General features: G+C 72.5%; 14 protein-coding genes. 13 read left to right on the top strand and 1 reads right to left on the bottom strand.

All coding sequences use genetic code 11. The features are described 5' to 3' along the window. Position 1: 1 nt before the first annotated feature. Genes purD through purB form a run of 3 tightly spaced genes read left to right on the top strand, consistent with a single transcriptional unit; the run spans position 2 to position 3,144 of the window. A complete protein-coding gene (gene purD / locus NBZ85_RS01765; RefSeq protein ID WP_261554275.1) occupies positions 2–1,312 on the top strand; it encodes a phosphoribosylamine--glycine ligase in 1,311 nt (436 codons plus the stop codon). A 3-nt stretch (positions 1,313–1,315) separates the two neighbouring features. After that, positions 1,316–1,840, top strand: a complete 525-nt coding sequence (gene purE / locus NBZ85_RS01760; protein ID WP_261554252.1) for a 5-(carboxyamino)imidazole ribonucleotide mutase — start codon at positions 1,316–1,318, stop codon at positions 1,838–1,840. Continuing rightward, on the top strand, positions 1,837–3,144 hold the full coding sequence (gene purB / locus NBZ85_RS01755; RefSeq protein WP_261554253.1) for an adenylosuccinate lyase: 1,308 nt from the start codon (positions 1,837–1,839) through the stop codon (positions 3,142–3,144). Before purE ends, purB begins: the two co-directional genes overlap by 4 nt. Before the next feature lie 172 nt (positions 3,145–3,316). Here the strand turns inward: purB and NBZ85_RS01750 are convergent, their stop codons facing one another. After that, positions 3,317–3,844, bottom strand: a complete 528-nt coding sequence (locus tag NBZ85_RS01750; RefSeq protein ID WP_261554254.1) for a hypothetical protein — start codon at positions 3,842–3,844, stop codon at positions 3,317–3,319. Between the two features lie 201 nt (positions 3,845–4,045). Between NBZ85_RS01750 and NBZ85_RS01745 the strand changes: the two genes are divergently transcribed. The 10 genes from NBZ85_RS01745 (at position 4,046) to NBZ85_RS01700 (ending at position 18,524) form a co-directional block, all read left to right on the top strand. Then, positions 4,046–4,957 (top strand): phosphoribosylaminoimidazolesuccinocarboxamide synthase, encoded by a 912-nt coding sequence (locus NBZ85_RS01745; RefSeq protein WP_261554255.1) that lies wholly within the window; start codon positions 4,046–4,048, stop codon positions 4,955–4,957. Positions 4,958–5,124: 167 nt separating this feature from the next. Next, on the top strand, positions 5,125–7,827 hold the full coding sequence (locus NBZ85_RS01740) for an MMPL family transporter (protein ID WP_261561413.1): 2,703 nt from the start codon (positions 5,125–5,127) through the stop codon (positions 7,825–7,827). 267 nt (positions 7,828–8,094) lie between these two features. Further along, positions 8,095–9,228, top strand: coding sequence for a pantoate--beta-alanine ligase (gene panC / locus NBZ85_RS01735; RefSeq protein ID WP_261561412.1), 1,134 nt, complete (start codon positions 8,095–8,097; stop codon positions 9,226–9,228). A 2-nt stretch (positions 9,229–9,230) separates the two neighbouring features. Then, entirely contained in the window at positions 9,231–9,665 is a 435-nt protein-coding gene (panD, locus tag NBZ85_RS01730; protein WP_261561411.1) for an aspartate 1-decarboxylase, read from the top strand. Further along, positions 9,662–11,362: an L-aspartate oxidase gene (locus tag NBZ85_RS01725; RefSeq protein ID WP_261561410.1), complete on the top strand. Its 1,701-nt coding sequence runs from the start codon at positions 9,662–9,664 to the stop codon at positions 11,360–11,362. The genes panD and NBZ85_RS01725 overlap by 4 nt, the downstream gene beginning before the upstream one ends. 116 nt (positions 11,363–11,478) lie before the next feature. Then, positions 11,479–12,462, top strand: coding sequence for a carboxylating nicotinate-nucleotide diphosphorylase (gene nadC, locus NBZ85_RS01720; RefSeq protein WP_261561414.1), 984 nt, complete (start codon positions 11,479–11,481; stop codon positions 12,460–12,462). After that, positions 12,462–13,214 (top strand): type III pantothenate kinase, encoded by a 753-nt coding sequence (locus NBZ85_RS01715; RefSeq protein WP_261554260.1) that lies wholly within the window; start codon positions 12,462–12,464, stop codon positions 13,212–13,214. The genes nadC and NBZ85_RS01715 overlap by 1 nt, the downstream gene beginning before the upstream one ends. Positions 13,215–13,338: 124 nt before the next feature. Next, positions 13,339–14,253 (top strand): SGNH/GDSL hydrolase family protein, encoded by a 915-nt coding sequence (locus NBZ85_RS01710; protein WP_261554261.1) that lies wholly within the window; start codon positions 13,339–13,341, stop codon positions 14,251–14,253. Positions 14,254–14,557: 304 nt separating this feature from the next. Next, entirely contained in the window at positions 14,558–15,517 is a 960-nt protein-coding gene (locus NBZ85_RS01705) for a (2Fe-2S)-binding protein (protein WP_261554262.1), read from the top strand. Between the two features lie 502 nt (positions 15,518–16,019). Next, positions 16,020–18,524 (top strand): ATP-dependent Clp protease ATP-binding subunit, encoded by a 2,505-nt coding sequence (locus NBZ85_RS01700; RefSeq protein ID WP_261554263.1) that lies wholly within the window; start codon positions 16,020–16,022, stop codon positions 18,522–18,524. Positions 18,525–18,614 lie beyond the last annotated feature (90 nt).

The following is an 18,614-nucleotide window of genomic DNA, read 5'->3' as shown; positions in this document are numbered from 1 at the left end:
GATGAAGGTCCTGGTCGTCGGCTCCGGCGGGCGCGAGCACGCCCTCTGCCGGGCGCTCGCTCGCGACCCGAGGGTCGACGCGCTGGTGTGCGCGCCGGGCAACGCCGGCACGGCGGAGCTCGCCGAACCCCGCCCACTCGACGTCGCCGACCCGGACGCGGTCGCGGAGCTCGCCGAGCGGGTCGGCGCCGATCTCACCGTGATCGGTCCGGAGGTGCCGCTGGTCGCCGGGGCCGTCGACGAGCTGCGCGCCCGCGGCCTGCCGGTGTTCGGGCCGAGCGCCGCCGCGGCCCGGCTGGAGGGCAGCAAGGCGTTCGCCAAGGGGGTCATGACCGCCGCGGGCGTTCCCACAGCCGCCGCCCGCGACCACACCGAGGTTGAGCCCGCACTGGCCGACCTCGACGAGTTCGGTCCGCCGTACGTGGTGAAGTACGACGGGCTGGCCGCCGGCAAGGGTGTCACCGTGACGGAGGACCGCGACGTCGCCGTCGCCGCCGTGCGCGCCAGCCTACGTGACCCGGATGACCGGGTCGTCCTGGAGGAGTATCTCGACGGCCCGGAGGTCTCGCTGTTCGCGGTCGTGACCGAGTCCGGCGCGATTTTGCCGCTGCTACCCGCTCAGGATCACAAGCGGGTCGGCGACGGCGACACCGGGCCGAACACCGGCGGGATGGGCGCGTACACCCCGCTGCCCTGGGCGTCGCACGGGCTGTCCGCGGAGATCGTGGCGACGGTGATCCGCCCGACCGTGGACGAGATGGCGCGGCGCGGCACCCCGTTCACCGGCCTGCTCTACGCCGGGCTCGCGCTGACCACCCGCGGCCCGCGGGTGGTGGAGTTCAACGTCCGCTTCGGCGATCCCGAGGTGCAGGCCATCCTCGCCCTGCTCAGCACGCCGCTGACCGACGTGCTGTCGGGGCGCCGCGCGCCGGTGTGGCGTTCGGGCGCCGCCATCAGTGTCGTCGTGGCCGCGCCGGGCTACCCGGCGGCGCCGCGCCTGGGCGACCCGATCCGCGGGCTCGCCGCCGCAGGCGCGCTGATGGGCGTCGACGTCCTGCACGCCGGGACCCGCCGGGACACCGACGGGCAGGTCGTCTCGTCCGGCGGGCGCGTGCTGTCCGTCACGGCGATCGGCTCCAACCTGGAGTCCGCGCGAGGATCTGCCTACGAGGCCGTCAGCCGGATCTCGCTGGCCGGCGCTCATTACCGAACCGATATCGGGGATCCGTCCCGGATGCGTCATGCGGCTGACGTACATCGCGCGGGCACCGCGCCGGGCGAGGACCCGACGCGGCCAAGAAAGAAGGAGTAGAGCGTGTCGCAGAGCAGCACCGGACCCGACCGTCCCCGGGTGGCCGTCGTCTTCGGGTCGCCGTCGGACACCCAGACGATGAGCAAGGCCGGCGCCACCCTGGAGCGTTTCGGCGTGCCGTACGAGCAGGTGTCGCTGTCGGCGCACCGGGCCCCCCGCACCCTCGCCGAGTACGTCGGCCAGCTGCGGGCTCGGAACATCTCGGTGGTCATCGCCGGGGCAGGCCTGGCCGCGGCGCTGCCCGGGGCCGTCGCGGCGCTGACCACGCTGCCGGTGATCGGGGTGCCGATCTCCGGTGGAGCGTTGGACGGGATGGACTCGATGCTCGCCATCGCCCAGATGCCCCCCGGCGTGCCGGTCGCCACCGTCGGGCTGAACAACTCGACGAACGCGGCGATCCTCGCCGTTCAGATCCTGGCATTGTCCGACCCCGACCTGAGCCTCAGGCTCGCCGCGTTCAAGGACGACTTCGAGCAGGCCGCGGCGGACGCCCTGAGCACGGTGGCCACCGCCGCCGCCCAGCCGTGATCGGCCGGTACACCCTGCCCGACATGGGCCGGGTGTGGTCCGAGGCACGCAAGTACGAGCTGTGGTGCCAGGTCGAGGTGCTGGTCATGGAGGCGCACGCCGCCGCCGGCCGGATTCCCGCCGACTCCGTCGCACCGGTCCGGGCGGCCCCCGCTCCCACGCCCGAAGCGGTCGCGGAGATCGAGGCCGTCACCCAGCACGACGTGATCGCCTTCCTGTCGGCCTGGGCGGACCGCACCGAGCCCCGCTCGGCCGCCGCCTACGTCCACTTCGGGATGACGTCGTCGGACCTGCTGGACACGGCGCTGGCCCTGCAGCTCGTCGAGTCGACCGATCTGCTGCTGGCCCGCGCGGACACGCTGGTGGCGGCCCTGCGCGACCTGGGCCTGGCCCACCGGGGCACCCTGCGGGTCGGGCGCACCCACGGCATCCACGGCGAGCCGACCGTCTTCGGCCACCGGGTCGCCGACCTCGCGTTCGGCCTCGCCCGCTGCCGCGACCGGCTGCGCGCGGCCCGCGCCGACGTCGCCGTCGCCAAGATCTCCGGCGCGGTGGGGACGTACTCGAACATCACCCCGGACGTCGAGGCGTACGTCGCCGGCAAGCTGGGCCTGCGCCCGACGCCGGTGGCGACCCAGGTGGTGCTGCGCGACGGCATCGCCAACTGGGTGGCGGCGCTGGCGGGGCTGGCGACCGTCTGCGAGGCGGTCGCACTGGAGGTGCGCCACGGCCAGCGCACGGAGGTCCGGGAGCTGTCCGAGCCGTTCGGCTCCGGGCAGAAGGGCTCCTCGGCGATGCCGCACAAGAAGAACCCGATCATGTCGGAGCGGATCGCCGGCCTCGCCCGGATCGTGCGGGCCCAGTACGTCCCGGTGCTGGAGGGCGTGCCGCTCTGGCACGAGCGCGACATCTCCCACTCCTCGACCGAGCGGATCGCCCTGCCGGACGCCGCCGCCGGCGTCGACTACCTGCTGCACCTGACCACCCGGCTGGTCACCGGCCTGGTCGTCGACACAGCGCGGATGCGGGCGAACCTCGACGCCACCGGCGGGCTGGTCTACACCTCGGCGGTGCTGCTGGAGCTGGTCGAGACGGGCCTGTCCCGCGAGGACGCCTACGCCATCACCCAGGCGGCGGCGATGGAGACCTGGCAGACCGGCGTGCCGTTCCGCGAAACCCTGCGCAAGCACGCCGGCGACCGCGGCCTCCCGCTCGACGAGGCCCGCCTCGACGAGGTCAGCCGCCCCGAGCGCTACACCGAGCGCCTCGGCCCCGTCTTCGACGCCCTCGCCGCCCTCACCTGAGCCGGCAAGTCCCGGGGCCCGGCCGGCCGGGCCCCGGACTTCCTTGCCGTTTTGGGGGCCTCGGCGCCTGTTTCGCCCCCCCCAAACGGCAAGGCAACCCAGCTCCCCGCCCAACGACCCGAGCCCGGTAGCCGGTCAGCGGCAGCCGGTCAGCGGGATCAGTCGACGACGGTCAGTGGATGAGGACCTCCAGGGCGACGAGGATCAGGCCGAGCAGGGAGCTGCCGGTCGCGTAGCGGGCGAGCCGCCAGCCGTCGAGGCCCGCGGCCCGGCCGGCGCGCAGGCCCCAGAGGGCCAGCAGGGCGACGCACGTCCACAGTGCCGCCTCCTGCGCGTCGTCAACGGAGGCGCCGACCAGCCGCGCGAGGACCAGCACACCCAGCGGGATGATCGAGGCCCGGACCAGCGGCCAGCTCTCCACCAGCGCCACCCAGGCCAACCGCGGGCCCCGAATCTCGGGATCCGCGTACGCATCGGCCGGGGTCAGACCGTTGTCGGGGCCGCGACCGGCGCTCAGACGGTGGCCAATCGCGTGGGCGTAGCCGTGGGCCAGCCAGAACACCGTGACCGTGACGAGGACATCGACGACGATGTCGGTCAGCGGGTAGTCTCGCGGATCCTGCGCGGCGAGCAGGCCCGCGGTGAGGACCGTGCCGTAGATCCCGTGCTCGGGGCGCCCCGCGTCCCATGGTCCCGCCATTCGCCCTCCGCCGGTTTCCGGGCGCCGGCCGCCGGATCCGGCCGACCCCGGTCCATGCTGGGGGGTGGCTGCTGGTACCGCAGGTCGGAGAACGGGCCGTCCGAACTGCACCGAGCGACTCGAACGGACAAATCGGTACGCGAACATGGCGCGGGACGCACCAGGCCACGGGTGGTGGCCGGGGTCGGTACGGTCGGGGGCATGCCGCTGACACATGAGGAGTTCGCCGGACTCACCCACCTGGGTTCGGGCAAGGTACGGGAGCTGTTCGCGGTCGGGGACGACGCCGTGCTCCTGGTCGCCAGCGACCGCATATCGGCGTTCGACGTGGTCCTGCCGACCGAGATTCCCGACAAGGGCGCAGTGCTGACCGGGCTGTCGCTGTGGTGGTTCGACCAGCTCTCCGACCTCGTCCCGTCCCACGTCATCAGCTCGAACGTGGACGAGTACCCGGCCGAGCTCGCGCCGTACACCGAGCAGCTGCGCGGCCGGTCGATGCTGTGCCGCCGGCTGGACATGGTGCTGATCGAGTGCGTGGCCCGCGGCTACCTGACCGGCAGCGGCCTGAAGGACTACCAGCGCACCGGCGCGGTCAGCGGGCACCCGCTGCCGGCCGGGCTGGTCGACGGCAGCCGGCTGCCGTCGACGATCTACACCCCGTCGACGAAGGCCCCGATCGGCCAGCACGACGAGAACATCAGCCGCGCCGACGCGGCCGGCCGGGTCGGCAACGAGCTCGCCGCCGAGCTGGAGCGGCTCACCCTGCAGATCTTCGGCCGGGCCAGCGACCTCGCGGCCGAGCGGGGCATCCTGCTCGCGGACACGAAGTTCGAGTTCGGCCACGACGCCGAGGGCACCCTGCGGCTCGCCGACGAGGTGCTCACCCCCGACTCGTCGCGCTTCTGGCCGGAGGACACCTGGTCGCCGGGTGTCTCCCAGCCGTCGTTCGACAAGCAGTACATCCGCGACTACCTGACGGGCACCGGCTGGGACAAGACCGAGCCGGGGCCGGAGCTGCCGGACGACGTCGTCGAGGCGACACGGGCCCGCTACGTCGAGGCGTACGAGCGGCTGACCGGCATCTCCTTCAAGGACTATCTCGCCACCAGCTGAGCCGAGCCCGCCGCCAGCCGAGCCGAGCCCGCCGCGCCGCGGCACGGACCTGCTGGCGGGGGAGGCAACGGTGGGGACAGCCCCACCCTGGGCCGGCGGATGGCCACAGCGGGAAGTCGGTAGCTCGCCGCAGTGACCATGAACGGCGGGAACGAGATCGTCGTTCCATGCAGACGCCGCCCCATCCGCCAGCCGTTTCCCCAGGTCCGACAGCCGGTCCGGGCCGGCCGCCCGATCTTCCCGAGGCCGGCCGGCCCGACGGCCCGACGGCCGGCGGGGACCGGCCGACGCACCTCGCCGCGCGGGCGGCACGGTGGAGTGTCCGGCATCGGCGGCTGGCCGTCGGCGGCTGGCTGCTGGGCGTCGTCCTGGCGATCGCCCTCGGCAGCATGATCGGCACCCGCACCCTGGCCGACACCGACTACAGCACCGGGCAGGACGCCCGGGCCCAGCGCATTCTCGCCGAGCACGGCTACGTCAACCCGGCCGACGAGAACGTCCTGATCCAGCGCACCACCCCCGCGGCGAGCCCGCAGGCGCTGCTGGCCGACCCGCAGATCCGTTCGGCGCTGACCGACGTCGCCGCGCGGGTCCGGGCGAGCGGGGTGGCCACCGCGCTTCGCAGCCCGCTGGCCCTGCCCGGGGTGAGCACCGACACCGGCCTGGTCTCCCACGACCTGCGCTCGGTGCTGCTGGCCTTCGATCTGAAGGGCACCGAGGACGATCCGGCGCCGGTCGAACCGACGCTGGACGCCGTCGCCGCCGTCCGCGCGGCGCATCCTGGCGTGTCGGTCGAACAGTTCGGGGACGCCAGCGCCGACAAGGCCCTGGACGCCACCGTCGGCAATGACTTCCACCACGCCGAGCTGCTCGCCATCCCGCTCACCCTCGGCATCCTGCTGGCCGTGTTCGGCGCGGTGGTCGCCGCGGTGATCCCGATGGGGTTGGCGCTGACCGCCTTCGTCGGGGCGCTCGGCCTGGTCGCCTTCGCCAGCCGGCTGTTCCCGACCGACGACACGGCGACCTCGGTGATGCTGCTCATCGGGCTCGCGGTCGGCGTCGACTACGCCCTGTTCTACATCCGCCGGGAACGCGAGGAGCGAGGCGCCGGCCACGGTCCGCAGCGCGCCCTGGAGATCGCCGCCGAGACGTCCGGGCACGCGGTGCTGGTCTCCGGTCTGACGGTCGCGGCGTCGATGGCGGGCCTGTTCATCACCGGGCTGTCCGTGTTCACCGGGGTCGCGGTCGGCACGATCATCGTGGTCCTGGTGGCCGTGCTCGGGTCGCTCACCGTGCTGCCCGCGCTGCTGTCGCTGCTCGGCGACCGGGTGGAGCTGCTGCGCCTGCCGTGGCACCGCCGTGCGGGCGGGCCCGCCCGGCGTCGTCGCCGCGCGAGGCGGCGGGACCGGGCCGGCACCGGGCCGGTCGAACCGCTGGATCCCGCCGTCCACGGCCCCGGGGACGAGCTGCTCGCGCGGCGACGCGCCTACCAGGCGCAGCTGGCCAGGCCAGGGATCATGGGTCGGCTGCTGCACCGGCCCGGGCCGGTCGCCGCGGTCGCGGCCGGCCTGCTGGTGCTGCTGGCCCTGCCCGCGCTCGGGATGCACACCGCCGAACCTGGCCTCGACGACATCCCGAAGAACCTGCCGATCATGAAGACCTACGACCGGCTCTCCACGGCCTTCCCCGGCGGCGAGGTGGCCGCCGCGGTGGTCGTCTCCGGCAACGGCAGCACAGGCAGCACCGACGTCACCACCCCGCAGGTGCGGGCGGCCATCGACGCGCTGCGCACCCGGGCGATCGCCAGCGGCCGGATGTTCGAGCCGGTGGTCGTCACGGTCACCGCCGACCATCGCGTCGCCCGGGTAAAGATTCCGATCGCGGGCAGCGGCACGGACGGGGAGTCCGTGCGGGCCCTGCACACGCTGCGGTCCACGGTGATCCCGGCGACCATCGGCGCCACGCCGGGCCTGCGCGCCGACGTCACCGGCACGACGGCCGGCTCCGCGGACTTCAACGCCCGCCTCAACAGCCGGACCCCGCTGGTCATCGGCTTCGTGATGGTGCTTGCCTTCGGGCTGCTGCTGGCCGCGTTCCGCAGCGCCGTCGTCGCGGCGGTGGCCGTCGGGCTGAACCTGCTGTCGGTGGGCGCCGCCTACGGCCTGCTGGTCGCCGTCTTCCAGCATCACTGGGCCGACGGGCTGCTCGGCTACACCTCCACCGGGGCCGTCACCAACTGGCTGCCCCTGATGCTGTTCGTGGTGCTGTTCGGGCTGTCCATGGACTACCAGGTCTTCGTGCTCAGCCGGGTCCGGGAGGCCCGGGCGGCCGGGTTGTCCATGCGCGACGCCGTGGCGGTGGGGGTGCGGCGCAGCGCCGGGGTGGTGACGAGCGCGGCGGTCATCATGGTCGCGGTCTTCTCGATCTTCGCGACACTGTCCCAGGTCAGCATGAAGCAGCTCGGGGTGGGCCTCGGTGCCGCGATCCTCATCGACGCCACCGTCATCCGGGTGATCCTCATGCCGGCGGTGCTCACCCTGCTGGGCGAGCGCGTGTGGCGGGACGCGGCGCCGGAATCAGGGCCAGGGCCGAGGCCGGACAACGCGAGCGGTCCCGACCTGCCGACCCAGCCAATCAGCGCGACCGGGCACCGGGCCCGCCCGGACCAGATCGGCCAGCTCGCCAGGGCGGCCCAGCCCGAGCCGGTGCAGGAAGCCACCCCGGACCACATCGGCACCGGCACCGGCACCGGCACCAGGAACGGGAACGGGAGCGGCACCGGGAACGGGAACGGGAGCGGTCCGCTGGATCCGCCACGGCGGCCTCGGCCGGGCTACCCGACGCCCCGCTGGGCGATGCCGCCGCCTTGACGAGGCGTCCGTACCATCCCGTCCCTGGAGCTAGGGCAGCGGTTCGCCGGTTCCGTTCCGGTGTTCGGTGTTCGGTGTTCGGTGACGGACTCTAGGACGGGAAGGGGGACTTCCGAGGCGCTGCACCCGCACCGGCGCGGGGCTGGGAAACGGCGCGTGGACCGAGCCGACGATGCCCGGATCACAGGGAGTCGCGGCAGGCATTGCAGGCGAGTTACAGTGGCGCTCGACGTCCGGTACCCCTCCCTGAGGACTGGAACGGAAACGATGAGCATCGACCTTTCCACCGCGCCCGACCGCGCCCCGCGCCCCGGTCGGCCCGCCGGTTCCGAATCCGCCGCCGCCGAGCCCACGGCGACCGCCGACCCTGCAGCGGCCGTCGACCCTGCAGCGGCCACCGAGCCTGCAGCAGCCGCCGAGCCAGTAGCGGTGCCGCGGCCGGCGACCATTCCCCGCCCGGCGCCGGCGCCGGCCGGGCCAGCTCAGCCCGTGGTCGCCCGCGACCGGGCCGAGCTGCGAGCCGCCCTCGTCGCGCTGGACCAGCGGTCGGGCGCGCACCCACGATCGGCCGCCGAGGACGAAGCGGGGCCCGCCCGCGCGTCCTCGCGGCACGACCGCCCGGTCCGCGCCGTGGTCATGACCATGGGGGCGCTGCACGAGGGGCACGCGAGCCTGCTGCGGGCGGCCCGCACCCAGGCCGATCAGGTGGTCGCCACGATCTTCGTCAACCCGCTGCAGTTCGGGGCGGGCGAGGACCTCGACCGCTACCCGCGCACGCTCGCCGCGGACCTCGCGGTGTGTGCCCGGGAGGGGGTTGACGTGGTGTTCGCCCCCACGGTGATCCACGATCCGCCGCCGCTGGTCCAGCTCAGCGCCGGACCGCTCGGCGCGGTGCTGGAGGGCGCGTCCCGCCCGGGTCACTTCGACGGGATGCTCACCCTCGTCGGGACCATGCTGCACCTGGTCCACCCGGACCTGGCGTTCTTCGGCCGCAAGGACGCCCAGCAGCTCGTCTGCATCCGTCGGATGGTCGCCGACCTCGCCTTCGACGTCACCGTCATCGGGGTGGAGACGGCCCGCGAGCCCGACGGTCTGGCGAGGTCGAGCCGCAACGTCTACCTCACCCCCGTGCAGCGGACCGACGCGCTCGCGCTGTCCCGGGCGCTCGCCGCCGGCGTGGCGGCCAGCGGCGCGGGGGCGCCGGCGGTGCTCGCGGCCGCGGGTGCCGTGCTCGCCGCGGCGGACGGCGTCGCCGTCGACTACCTCGAACTGGCCAGCCCCGAGGATCTGGGGCCGGTCCGCAGCGGCCCCGCGCTGCTGCTCGTCGCCGCCCGCGTGGGCACGACCCGCCTGATCGACAACATCTCGCTCATCCTCCCCACCAACGCCCAGGGGGCCTGACCGTGTTGCGCACCATGCTCACCGCCAAGATCCACCGGGCCACGGTCACCCAGGCCGACCTGCACTACGTGGGCTCGGTGACGATCGACGCCGACCTGCTCGAGGCCGCCGACCTGCTCCCCGGCGAGCAGGTGACGATCGTCGACATCAACAACGGCGCCCGCCTGGAGACGTACACGATCGCGGGCCCGGCCGGCAGCGGCGTGATCGGCATCAACGGCGCGGCGGCCCGGCTGGTCCAGCCCGGCGACCTGGTCATCATCATCGCCTACGGGGTGATGGAGGACGCCGAGGCGCGCCGGCACGTCCCCCGCGTGCTGTTCGTCGATGCCGAGAACCGCATCATCGGCCGCGGGCACGACCCGGCCGAGGCGCTTCCCGGCGATCCGGAGAGCCTGCGCGGCGACGTCAGCCGAACGGTCGTGGCACCCCGGTGATCATGCTGCCGTGCCGGCTCGGCGCACCTCGCCCAGGGTGGACCCGCGCCGCGGACATCGTCGTCATCGGATCGGGGATCGCCGGTCTCACCGCGGTCCTGCACCTGCGCCGGGAGCTGCCTTCGGCCCGGGTCCTGCTGGTCACGAAGGCGCATCTCGACGCGGGCTCCACCCGGTGGGCCCAGGGTGGGATCGCCGCGGCGCTTGCCGCCGAGGACTCCCCCGCCGACCATCTCGCCGACACTCTCGTCGCCGGCGTCGGCCTGTGCGATCCGGGCGCCGCGCAGGTGCTGGTCGACGAGGGACCGGCCAGGGTTCGGGAGCTCGCCGAGCTCGGCGCGCGCTTCGACCGGGCCGACGACGGCTCGTTCGCCCTCACCCGCGAGGGCGGTCACCTGCGCAACCGGATCGTCCATGCCGGCGGCGACGCCACCGGGCTGGAGGTCGAGCGGGCCCTGATCGCCGCGGTGCGGGCCGATCCCGAGATCGAGGTGATCGAGAACGCCCTCGTCCTGGACCTGCTGCGGGACGCCGACGGCCGCACGGCCGGCGCGACCCTGCACGTGCTCGGCGAGGGCAGCCGGGACGGCGTCGGGGCGGTCACCGCGCCCGCGATCGTGCTCGCGACCGGCGGGATGGGGCAGATCTTCGCCTCGACCACCAATCCGGGCGTGTCCACCGGGGATGGCGTGGCCCTGGCCCTGCGGGCCGGCGCCGTCGTCGCCGACCTGGAGTTCGTCCAGTTCCACCCGACCGCGCTGTGGCTGCCACCGGCGGCCTCGGCCCAGGTGGGCGCCCAACCCGGGGGCCAGCAACCGCTGGTCAGCGAGGCGATGCGCGGCGAGGGTGCCGTCCTCGTCGACGCCGCCGGCGAGCGGGTGATGGCCGGTGCCCATCCGCTGGCCGACCTCGCCCCCCGCGACGTCGTCGCCAAGCAGATGTCGCGGGTGATGGCGGCCCACGGCGTCGACCACCTGTATCTCGACGCCCGGGGGCTCGGTGCGCAGACGATCGAGCGACGCTTCCCGTCGATCACCGCCCGCTGCCGCTCGGTCGGCGTCGACCCGGTGACCATGCCGATCCCGGTCGCGCCGGCCGCCCACTACGCCTCCGGCGGGGTGCGCACCGATCTGTGGGGCCGCACCACGGTCCCCGGCCTGTACGCCTGCGGGGAGGTGGCCTGCACCGGGGTGCACGGCGCCAACCGGCTGGCGTCGAACAGCCTGCTGGAGGGCCTGGTCTTCGCGGCCCGCATCGCCCATGCCATCGCGGGCACCGAGCGCGCGGGCCGGCGCGGCGACGCCGTGCCCGCCGCCCCGGTCGTCGGCCGGGGCAGCGGGCTGACCGATCCGGCCGAACGCGCCGAGCTGACCCGGGCGATGACCGACGGCGCCGGGGTGCTGCGCAGCGCCGACAGCCTGCGGGCGACGGCGAAGGTCCTGGCCGGCCTCGGCGACCTTCGGGTCAGCGGTGCGACGGTGACCGCCGGCCCGCCGGCCTGGGAGATGACCAACCTGCGGACCGTCGCGACCGCCCTCGTCGCCGCCGCCGCGACCCGCACGGAGACCCGGGGCTCCCACTGGCGGGAGGACTTCGGCGAACGCGACGACGCGCACTGGCTCGGCCGGATCCTGACCCGGCTCGACCCGGAGGGGGAACTGATCATCGACGTCGAACCCATGCGGCCGGCGCCGTGAGCGATCCGCGCACCCCTCAGGCCGTGGCCGGCGAAGCGGACACCGCCGCAGCCGCAGCCGCGGCCGCCGACCAGGCCTCGGCGGACCACCACTGGGCCGAGGTCCACAGCGGTCGGCTGTCCCCCGCCACCCGCAGCGCGCTGGCGGCGGCCGGCCTCGACCCCGAAGGTGTCGTCGCGGTGATCGGCCGGGCCGTCGCCGAGGACCTCCCGGGCTCGGAGTCGGACGGGCAGAGCAGCCGGATCGGCGCGGTCGACGCCAGCCGGATCGGCGCGGTCGACGCCACCTCCGAGGCAACCGTCGACGCCGCCCTGGTCGGGCACGGAGCCCTGGTCAGCCGCGCGGCCGGCACGGTCGCCGGGCTGCCGGTAGCCGCGGCGGTGTTCGAGAGCCTGCTCGGCCGGTCCGTGACCGTCACCCTGACCGCCCACGACGGCGACGCCGTCTCCCCCGGCACGACGGTGGCCCGGGTCAACGGCCCGGTCCGCGGCCTGCTCACCGCCGAGCGCACCGCGCTGAACCTGCTGTGCCACCTGTCCGGGATCGCCACGCTGACCCGCGCCTGGGTCGACGCCATCGCCGGGACGGGCGCGGCGATCCGCGACACCCGCAAGACGCTGCCCGGGCTGCGCGCCCTGGAGAAGTACGCCGTGCGCTGCGGTGGGGGCCGCAACCATCGGATGTCGCTGACCGACGCGGCACTGATCAAGGACAACCATGTGGTCGCCGCGGGCGGGGTGGCGGCGGCCTTCGTGGCGGTGCGGGCCCGCTTCCCGGGGCTGCCCGTCGAGGTCGAGTGCGACACGGTCGACCAGGTCGCCGAGGCCGTCGCCGCGGGGGCGGACCTCATCCTCTGCGACAACATGACCTCGGCCGACCTGCGGGCCTCGGTGGCAATCGCCAGGCCGGCGGGGGTACGGCTGGAGGCCAGCGGCGGACTGACCCTGCGGGTGGCCCCGGACGTCGCGGCCACCGGGGTGGACTATCTTGCGGTCGGCGCCCTCACCCACTCCGCGCCCGCTCTCGATCTCGGCCTCGATCTCGATCCCGGCCGTCCCTCGGGGCCGGACTGGGCGGGCCCGACCGTGGAGGAGTCCTGATGCTGCTCGCCATCGACGTCGGCAACACCAACACCGTCGTCGGCGTCTTCGACGGCGACGAGCTCGCCGACTCCTGGCGGGTCCGCACCGACCCGCACTCCACCGCCGACGAGCTGGTGCTGCTCTATCGCGGCCTGCTCGGCGAGCATCGGATCACGGGCGTGTCGATCTGCTCGACGGTCCCCGCGGCGCTGCGGGAGCTGCGCCGGATGGTGGTCCGGGCCTTCCGCGACACTCCGGTCGTCATCGTCGAACCGGGCACCCGGACGGGGGTGCCGATCCTGATCGACAACCCGAAGGAAGCCGGCGCGGACCGGATCATGAACACGCTCGCCGCGCACCACCTGTACGGCGGCCCGGCGATCGTCGTCGACTTCGGGACCTCGACGAACCTGGACGTGGTCTCGGCGCGGGGCGAGTTCATCGGCGGGGTCCTCGCACCCGGCATCGAGATCGCCCTGGACGCGCTGGCGTCCCGCGCGGCGCAGCTGCGCAAGGTCGAGCTCGCCCCGCCGCGGTCGGTGATCGGCAAGAGCACCGTCGAGGCGCTCCAGTCTGGGATGATCTTCGGGGTCGCGGGCCAGGTGGACGGGTTGGTCCGGCGGATCCGCACCGAGCTCGGCGCGCACGCGACCGCGATCGCCACCGGCGGACTCGCCTCGCTCGTCATCAAGGAAAGCGAGACGCTCGATCGGCACGAGCCGCATCTGACGCTCATCGGTCTACGCCTGGTCTTCGAGAAGAACATCTGATTTCGGCCGCGGCGTGATTCGTCCGGCGACTGGCGGGCGAATTCCCGCCCGGTGGCCGGTCAGGTAACCGACATCTTGCCGGATCCTGGATGCGAGGCCGGTTCCGCCGGTTAAGATTCCTGCTATGCGGGACCGATCTCCGGGAGCACGGGCGGGTCGTGGGGCCGGCCGGTCCGGGCGCCTCACCCGGCCCTTCCTCCTCGTTCTGTCGACGGTATTCCTCTATACCGCCGTGACGGTGTCGTCCGGGGGGAATGCGTCGGCTGCCACGGCGCCGCGGCAGCGCACCCTGGCGGCGCTGGGCGACTCCTACTCCTCGGGCGAGGGCAGCCCCCCTTTCGACGTACTCACTCCCCGCTGCCGGCGTAGCAACCAGGCGTGGCCGCGGCGACTGGCCGCCATGGAGCCGTCGACCACCGTGGCGCTGTTCGCGGCATGCTCCGGGGCGACCACGGACGCCCTCAACGAGTCGTTCAAGGGCGAGAAGCCACAGCTGACCCAGTTGCGAGGGCTGCGCACCGCCCCGGACATCGTCACCATCACCATCGGCGGCAATGACATCGGTTTTAGCAACGTAATCCTGAGCTGCTTCGCCTGGAAATGTTTCTGGGATGGCAAGGACAAGCGCGAGCGGGATCGCATCACCAAGGAACTCCCGGATGTCCTGAGCGCGAACTACGCGGCGGTGAAGGCGGCAGCACCAAAATCCAGGATCGTCGTGGTCGGATATCCCGACATATTCCCGAGCAGTCAGCGCAAGAACACCTGTAAATGGCTGAGTAATACCGAACGACGCCAGCTCACCAGTCTGAACAGCCAGCTGAACCGGGTGATCCGGCGGGCGGCGGCCGACGCGGACGTGGAGTACGTCGCGACCGACCGGGCGCTGCGCGGCCACGAGATCTGCACCAAGGACTCCTGGGTGGCCCCGATCGGCATGTTCCCGCCGGCCCGCGACCTCAGCGCGCACCCGACCGCCCGCGGCCAGCAGGCCATCGCCACGGCGGTCGACCGCCGCCTCACCACCGACCGCCGCTGACCCCACCCCACCGCCAGATGCGCGATCCCCGCCCAGATACGCACAAGGACCGCCGGGAGCGCGATGCGAAGGAGAGGAGGACAATCGGGCACAGCGCGGAGTCGAGCCTGGGCAGACGGCCATCTCCGACGCGTACGCCGCGGGACGAGGGGTCCGGTCCGACTACCTCCCGCGAAGAGTCCGTCGCATGGCGCCTTGAGGGGCAGAGCGGGATATGTGCCTCAAGCCGGGCCTATGTCGGGTGTGCATGCCGGTGTGGTCACAGTCATTTGACAGCGCGATGAAGTTAGCTTTACCTAAGCTCATGCTCGTGCCTCTGCCGACTCCTGCAACGCCGCGGGAGTCGGCCACCGAAGGCGGCGCCTCGACCCGCCGCTCCCCGCGGGATTCCAGCGCGACCGCCGCGCAGGGAATCGTCCCGCATGATCTTGCCGGCGCGCTGGAGCCCCGCAGCCTGTGTTACGGCGTGCCGGCCGGCCCCGGCTGGGCGGACTGCGCCTTCCTCACCGGGCCGGGGGGAGTGGCGCGGTCGCTGGCCCGGATCGCTCGGTCCCATCCCGGTGCCAGCCCCGAGGTCGCCGCCAGCTACCTGGCCAACTGGTACTCCGCCGCCGTCGTAGCGCCGGCCGTCGCCTCCTACATGCTGCTGCAACGAGTCCCGGACCTGGACCCGACGAGGATGTCACTGCGAGAGCTCGACAGCGGCTGGTACGACCGGACGGCGCTGCATGGACCCGCCGGGACGGTGCTGGCCGACGCCCGGGCGGCCGCAGGCGGCCACCCCGCGAGCCCGCCCGATGAGCCCGCGAGCGCGCCCGGCGAGGGGGCGGACCGGGTGGTCGGTGATCTCGTCGCGCTACGAGGAGTTCTCGTGGACGAGATCCTCACCCATCTGGGTCCCTTCGTCCGGGAGCTGCGGGGGCGGGTCCGACTCGGCTATCCGGCCCTCTGGGGGGCGGTGGCCGCCCAGTGCGCACGCGCCTTCCTGCTGACCGAGCGGGCCACCGGCGACCCCGACGCGGGACGGGACGAGGCCGACGCCTTCTTCGAACGGGCGGCCCCGACCATGCGCGCCCGCCCGCGCTGGCACGAATTCGTCCATCGCGGCCGGCCCTACACGGGGATGCGCTGCGGATCCTGCTGCCTCGCCCACCGGCTCGGCGACGAGTACTGCACGACCTGTCCCTTCACCGACGACATCGAGCGGGAGCGACGCATGCGCGCCTGGATAGACACGCAGGGTCACGGGGCACTTGCAGTATGATCAACACCTGGCACACAGTCCGGCAGCGACAGACGTAAAGTGGTTAACCGAATACACTCAGTCTGACAATGCACGAGACCCCTCGAGCATCGACGACGATACGTAACATCAAAATAGCAAAGTGATATGCATGTGGCGCCAATCACAACAGAAGGCACCCTGTCATCGACTACCGTCGGTAGCGACGAGGGAGAGCCTGTCGGGGCGGGAGACCGCCTCGCGGGCGGCCCTCGCCGCCCCGAGCGGGCGGGCGGCGACGGCGCCGCGCGGTTCGAGTCGTTCTGCTCTTGGCGGAACGACGTGACGGAATCATGGCTGGTCGGCCACGGTTGCCCTAAGCGTCTCCGCTGGTCGGGCCGGCAGTTGAGTCGGTCCTCCGTCCTCGACGAAGAGGGCGGAGCCGGCGGGTAGGTTTCTGTTCGATGCGTGAGGACATGCCTCGGCGGAGCTAGCATGCGGATACCGGCTGTCGTGTGGTCGGTCGCAGCTCGAAGGAGCGCACATGTTCGAGAGATTCACCGACCGGGCACGTCGGGTCGTCGTCCTGGCCCAAGAAGAGGCCAGGATGCTCAACCACAACTACATCGGGACCGAGCACATCCTGCTCGGCCTGATCCACGAGGGCGAGGGCGTCGCCGCCAAGGCCCTCGAGTCCCTCGGCATCTCCCTTGAGGGTGTGCGGTCCCAGGTCGAGGAGATCATCGGCCAGGGCCAGCAGGCACCGAGCGGGCACATCCCGTTCACCCCGCGTGCGAAGAAGGTCCTGGAGCTGTCGCTCCGGGAGGCCCTCCAGCTCGGCCACAACTACATCGGGACCGAACACATCCTGCTCGGCCTGATCCGCGAGGGCGAGGGCGTCGCCGCCCAGGTGCTCGTGAAGCTGGGCGCGGACCTCAACCGCGTGCGCCAGCAGGTCATCCAGCTCCTGTCTGGTTACCAGGGCAAGGGCGAGACAGCCACCTCCGGCGCTCCGGCCGAGGGCACCCCGTCCACCTCGCTGGTGCTCGACCAGTTCGGCCGCAACCTCACCGCAGCGGCGCGCGAGTCCAAGCTCGACCCGGTCATCGGGCGCGAGAAGGAGATCGAGCGCGTCATGCAGGTGCTGTCGCGCCGGACCAAGAACAACCCAGTCCTGATCGGCGAGCCCGGCGTCGGCAAGACCGCCGTCGTCGAGGGCCTGGCGCAGGCGATCGTCAAGGGCGAGGTGCCCGAGACCCTGAAGGACAAGCAGCTCTACACCCTCGACCTCGGCGCCCTGGTCGCCGGCTCCCGCTACCGCGGTGACTTCGAGGAGCGGCTGAAGAAGGTCCTCAAGGAGATCCGCACCCGCGGCGACATCATCCTGTTCATCGACGAGCTGCACACGCTGGTCGGCGCGGGCGCCGCTGAGGGCGCAATCGACGCCGCGTCGATCCTCAAGCCGATGCTCGCCCGCGGTGAGCTGCAGACGATCGGTGCCACCACTCTCGACGAGTACCGCAAGCACCTGGAGAAGGATGCCGCGCTCGAGCGCCGCTTCCAGCCGATCCAGGTCGCGGAGCCGTCGGTGGCGCACACCATCGAGATCCTCAAGGGCCTGCGCGACCGGTACGAGGCGCACCACCGCGTGTCGATCACCGACGCCGCCCTGGTCGCCGCCGCCTCCCTGGCCGACCGGTACATCTCGGACCGTTTCCTGCCGGACAAGGCGATCGACCTGATCGACGAGGCCGGTTCACGGATGCGCATCCGCCGGATGACCGCGCCGCCGGACCTGCGTGAGTTCGACGAGCGCATCGCGGGCGTCCGCCGGGACAAGGAGTCCGCGATCGACGCGCAGGACTTCGAGAAGGCCGCCTCCCTGCGGGACAAGGAGAAGACCCTCCTGTCCGAGAAGGCGAAGCGGGAGAAGGAGTGGAAGGCCGGCGACATGGACGTCGTCGCCGAGGTGGGCGACGAGGAGATCGCCGAGGTCCTCGCCATCTGGACCGGCATCCCGGTCTTCAAGCTCACCGAGGAGGAGACGGCTCGTCTGCTCCGCATGGAGGACGAGCTGCACAGGCGGGTCATCGGCCAGCAGCAGGCCATCAAGGCCGTCTCCCAGGCGATCCGGCGCACCCGTGCCGGGCTGAAGGACCCCAAGCGTCCCGGCGGGTCGTTCATCTTCGCCGGCCCGTCCGGTGTCGGTAAGACCGAGCTGTCCAAGACGCTCGCCGAGTTCCTCTTCGGTGACGAGGACGCGCTCATCCAGCTCGACATGTCCGAGTACATGGAGAAGCACACCGTCTCGCGGCTGGTGGGCTCCCCGCCCGGATACGTCGGCTACGAGGAGGGCGGCCAGCTCACCGAGCGGGTGCGGCGCAAGCCGTTCTCGGTCGTCCTGTTCGACGAGGTCGAGAAGGCCCACCCCGACGTCTTCAACACGCTCCTGCAGATCCTGGAGGACGGTCGCCTGACCGACTCCCAGGGCCGGCTGGTCGACTTCAAGAACACCGTCCTGATCATGACGTCGAACCTGGGCACCCGGGACATCTCCAAGGGCCCCGGCATCGGCTTCGCCACCGGTCAGGGCGCCGTCGACTACGAGCGGATGAAGGCGAAGGTCCAGGACGAGCTCAAGCAGCACTTCCGGCCGGAGTTCCTCAACCGGATCGACGACATCATCGTCTTCCACCAGCTCTCCGAGGCCGAGATCATCCAGATCGTCGATCTCATGCTGGCCCGGGTGGACATCCAGCTCAAGAACAAGGACATGGCCCTGGAGCTGACGTCGGCCGCCAAGGTGCTGCTGGCGAAGAAGGGCTACGACCCCGTGCTCGGCGCCCGGCCGCTGCGCCGGACGATCCAGCGCGAGATCGAGGACGTCCTGTCCGAGAAGATCCTGTACGGCACGCTCAAGCCGGGCGAGATCGTCGTCGGCGACGTCGAAGGCGAGGGGGACGACGCCAAGTTCGTCTTCCGCGGCGAGACCAAGCCGAACCAGGTTCCGGACGCACCGCCGATCGACCTCGCCAAGTCCAGCGAGTAACACCACCGGCGCGCAACCAGCGCAGTCGGCCCGCAGGTGAGCCCCGGAATCCCACCAGGTTCCGGGGCTCACCTGTCGGATCAGGTACGG

The organism is Frankia tisae, assembly GCF_025403405.1.
Classification (GTDB): Bacteria; Actinomycetota; Actinomycetes; order Frankiales; family Frankiaceae; genus Frankia; species Frankia tisai.
This window is presented reverse-complemented; position numbering and strand designations above follow the sequence as displayed.

Coding starts and splice junctions, on each gene's coding strand:
- purD (WP_261554275.1), top strand. CDS start 2: ATGAAGGTCCTGGTCGTCGGCTCCGGCGGGCGCGAGCACGCCCTCTGC.
- NBZ85_RS01740 (WP_261561413.1), top strand. CDS start 5,125: ATGCAGACGCCGCCCCATCCGCCAGCCGTTTCCCCAGGTCCGACAGCC.
- NBZ85_RS01745 (WP_261554255.1), top strand. CDS start 4,046: ATGCCGCTGACACATGAGGAGTTCGCCGGACTCACCCACCTGGGTTCG.
- NBZ85_RS01700 (WP_261554263.1), top strand. CDS start 16,020: ATGTTCGAGAGATTCACCGACCGGGCACGTCGGGTCGTCGTCCTGGCC.
- NBZ85_RS01715 (WP_261554260.1), top strand. CDS start 12,462: ATGCTGCTCGCCATCGACGTCGGCAACACCAACACCGTCGTCGGCGTC.
- NBZ85_RS01705 (WP_261554262.1), top strand. CDS start 14,558: ATGCTCGTGCCTCTGCCGACTCCTGCAACGCCGCGGGAGTCGGCCACC.
- panC (WP_261561412.1), top strand. CDS start 8,095: ATGAGCATCGACCTTTCCACCGCGCCCGACCGCGCCCCGCGCCCCGGT.
- NBZ85_RS01710 (WP_261554261.1), top strand. CDS start 13,339: ATGCGGGACCGATCTCCGGGAGCACGGGCGGGTCGTGGGGCCGGCCGG.
- NBZ85_RS01750 (WP_261554254.1), bottom strand. CDS start 3,844: ATGGCGGGACCATGGGACGCGGGGCGCCCCGAGCACGGGATCTACGGC.